The 2,738-nt window shown below is 66.8% G+C and carries 1 protein-coding gene; it reads left to right on the forward strand.

Annotated elements, in window-relative coordinates:
* Nucleotides 1-241 precede the first annotated feature (241 nt).
* On the forward strand, nucleotides 242-2,599 hold the full coding sequence (locus QK291_RS18945; protein WP_282384397.1) for an HAD-IC family P-type ATPase: 2,358 nt from the start codon (nucleotides 242-244) through the stop codon (nucleotides 2,597-2,599).
* Nucleotides 2,600-2,738 lie beyond the last annotated feature (139 nt).

Here is a 2,738-nt window from a genome sequence, read left to right on the forward strand (position 1 = left end):
CACCCCCCACACCCCCAAAAACCCCGCACCGGCGCGGAAACCAAGCCCCACCACGGCACCGTTTGCAACCTGATACCCAGAAGGACGGGCCTGTGGGCTGCATCACCTGTATTCGGGGCTCTCTCGCGTTTAGGATCAGGGGGTGATGGCAGAACGCCGGCGCCACGGGACAGAATTCCTCCATCGGCGTGTGTCCGGACCGGCCGCCGCCGGCCTGTCCGGGGGCGAGGTATCGTCCCGGATGAGGCATGGCCTTGCCAACCGCGTACCGGACGCGACCAGCCGCAGCGTTTGGGAGATCGTGCGCGCCAATGTGCTGACATTGTTCAACGCGATCGTAGGCACGAGCTTTGTCGTCCTGCTTTTGCTGGGCAGCTGGCAGGACGCCCTCTTCGGGCTGGCAGCTGTAGGGAACGCCGTCATCGGCGTTGTACAGGAATACCGCGCCAAGCGGTCCCTGGACCGCCTCGCGGTTCTCGAGGCCCCGCGGGCCCGGGTCCTTCGTGACGGGACCGTGCAGGAGATCCCGACCGCCGACGTCGTGCTTGACGATGTCCTGGTCCTGCGGGTCGGCGACCAGGTCACGGCCGACGCCTCGGTAATCGAGAGCCTCGGGCTGGAGGCCGATGAATCCCTCCTGACCGGGGAATCGGACCCGGTGGATAAGGATGCGGGGACCGAAGTCCTCTCGGGCTCGATCGTTGTTGCGGGCCGCGGCACGGCAAGGGTGATCCGGGTGGGAGCTGACTCCTTCTCCAGCAGGATCGCAGCGGACGCGAAGCGGTTCTCGCTGGTCAACTCTGAGATCCGCAGCAGCCTCGACCGGATTCTCCGCTGGCTCACCTGGGCGCTGTTGCCGGTTGCCCTCATCGTGGCCAACGGCGAGATGCAGTCCAGGGGCGGCTGGCAGCAAACCATCGCCAGCGGTGCGTGGAGAGCCGCGCTGGTGGGCGTGATTGCGGGCGTCATCGCCATGATTCCGCTGGGCCTGGTCTTGCTCTCGAGTGTGGCTTTTGCTGTTGGCGGGGTCCGGCTAGCCGGGAACAAGGTTCTTATCCAGGAGCTGGCAGCGGTCGAGGGCCTGGCCCGCGTCGATGTCCTCTGCCTCGACAAGACCGGAACGCTCACCGAAGGCCGAATCATCTTCGATGGTGTGCACGAACTGGCCGAGCCCGCGGAACGCGGCTGGGAGCGCGCCCTGGGCTGGTTCGCTGCGGACCCGGAGGCCAACGCGACCTCGCGCTGCCTTGAAACGGCTTTTGAGCACGGCGGCGGCAGCCCGGCGGCCTCATCGGTACCTTTCTCCTCCGCCCGCAAGTGGAGTTCCGTGACGTTCGACGGCGGAACTCCGGGCTCAGGCACATGGATTCTTGGCGCCCCGGAAGTGGTGCTCACGGGCCGGGCCGGCAGTGAAGGGGCCGCGCCGGCAGCAGACGCCGCCCTGGGCAGGGCAGGCCGGCTCGCCGCGTCCGGTCTGCGGACCGTCGTGCTGGCGTACGCCGCCGACGTGACCGTCACGGCCAGCGACGCCACCCTGCCGGAGGCTGTGGAACCCGTCGTGGTGCTCACGTTTCGGGAACAGATCCGCCCCGATGCGCGAGAGACCTTGGACTACTTCCGCGACGAGGGCGTTGAGCTGAAAGTCATTTCCGGGGATGACCCCCGGACGGTCGCGGCGATTGCCCGCACCGTGGGACTGGACGTCGGGGATGGGTACGATGCCCGGAAGCTTCCGGCCGATCCCCGGCTGCTTGAAGAGGCGATGGACAACAACACGGTGTTCGGCCGCGTGAGTCCGCACCAAAAGAAGGACATGGTGGCGGCACTTCAGCGGCGCGGGCACACGGTCGCCATGACCGGAGACGGCGTCAATGACGTGCTGGCCTTGAAACAGGCAGACTTGGGCATAGCCATGAACTCCGCTGCACCTGCCACGAAGGCAGTGGCCCGACTGGTGCTGCTGGATGGCCGTTTCGACCGGCTGCCCGGGGTGGTGGCCGAGGGCCGCAGGGTGATCGCCAACATCGAGCGGGTGTCCAAGCTATTCCTCAGCAAAACGGCCTATTCGATCGCGATCGCAGTCAGCTTCGGACTCCTCAACCTGCAGTTTCCGTTCTTGCCCCGCCAACTGTCGTTCACAGACGGCCTGACGATCGGCATCCCCTCGTTTTTCCTGGCCCTAATGGCCAACACCCGCCGCTACCGGCCCCGGTTCCTGCGCAGGTCACTGTCATTCGCTGTCCCGGCCGGGCTCATCGTCACCGCTTCACTGCTGGGGTTGAACCTCTTCGCGCAGTCGAGCGGAGCTGCCGGGGACGCGCCGGAGACGCTGCAGTCCGGATCGGTGCTGACCCTCACGGTACTGGGGTTGTGGGTCCTCGCGGTGGTGTCCCGCCCGCTCGATCCAAAAAAGCTAGCCGTGCTGCTCGCGATGTGCGCCCTTCTCCTGATCCTGGTCAACCTGCCGCCCGCCCAGGACTTCTTCTATCTCGCGCGGCCGCCGGCGGAGTTGCTGCGGGCAGCCGGAGCAGCCGCTCTGGGCGGCGGGCTCGCTCTCGAGATCTTGGCCTGGATCCACGGCAGGAAGTTCCCTCGCTGACCGGGTCCGGCGGTTGCGGTGCTGCTTTGGGGGTTAAATGCGGGAGAGCCCCGACCGTGTGGTGGGGGCTCTCCGGGGTTTAACGCGGGAGAGCCCCGACCGTGTGGTTGGGGCTCTCGACCGTTTAATGATGTTCCGG

This window comes from Arthrobacter sp. AL12, from assembly GCF_029960645.1.
In the GTDB taxonomy this organism is placed as follows: domain Bacteria; phylum Actinomycetota; class Actinomycetes; order Actinomycetales; family Micrococcaceae; genus Arthrobacter.

What these genes read in the sequence shown, in the direction of transcription:
- QK291_RS18945 (WP_282384397.1), top strand. Translation starts at nt 242, where the DNA reads ATGAGGCATGGCCTTGCCAACCGCGTACCGGACGCGACCAGCCGCAGC.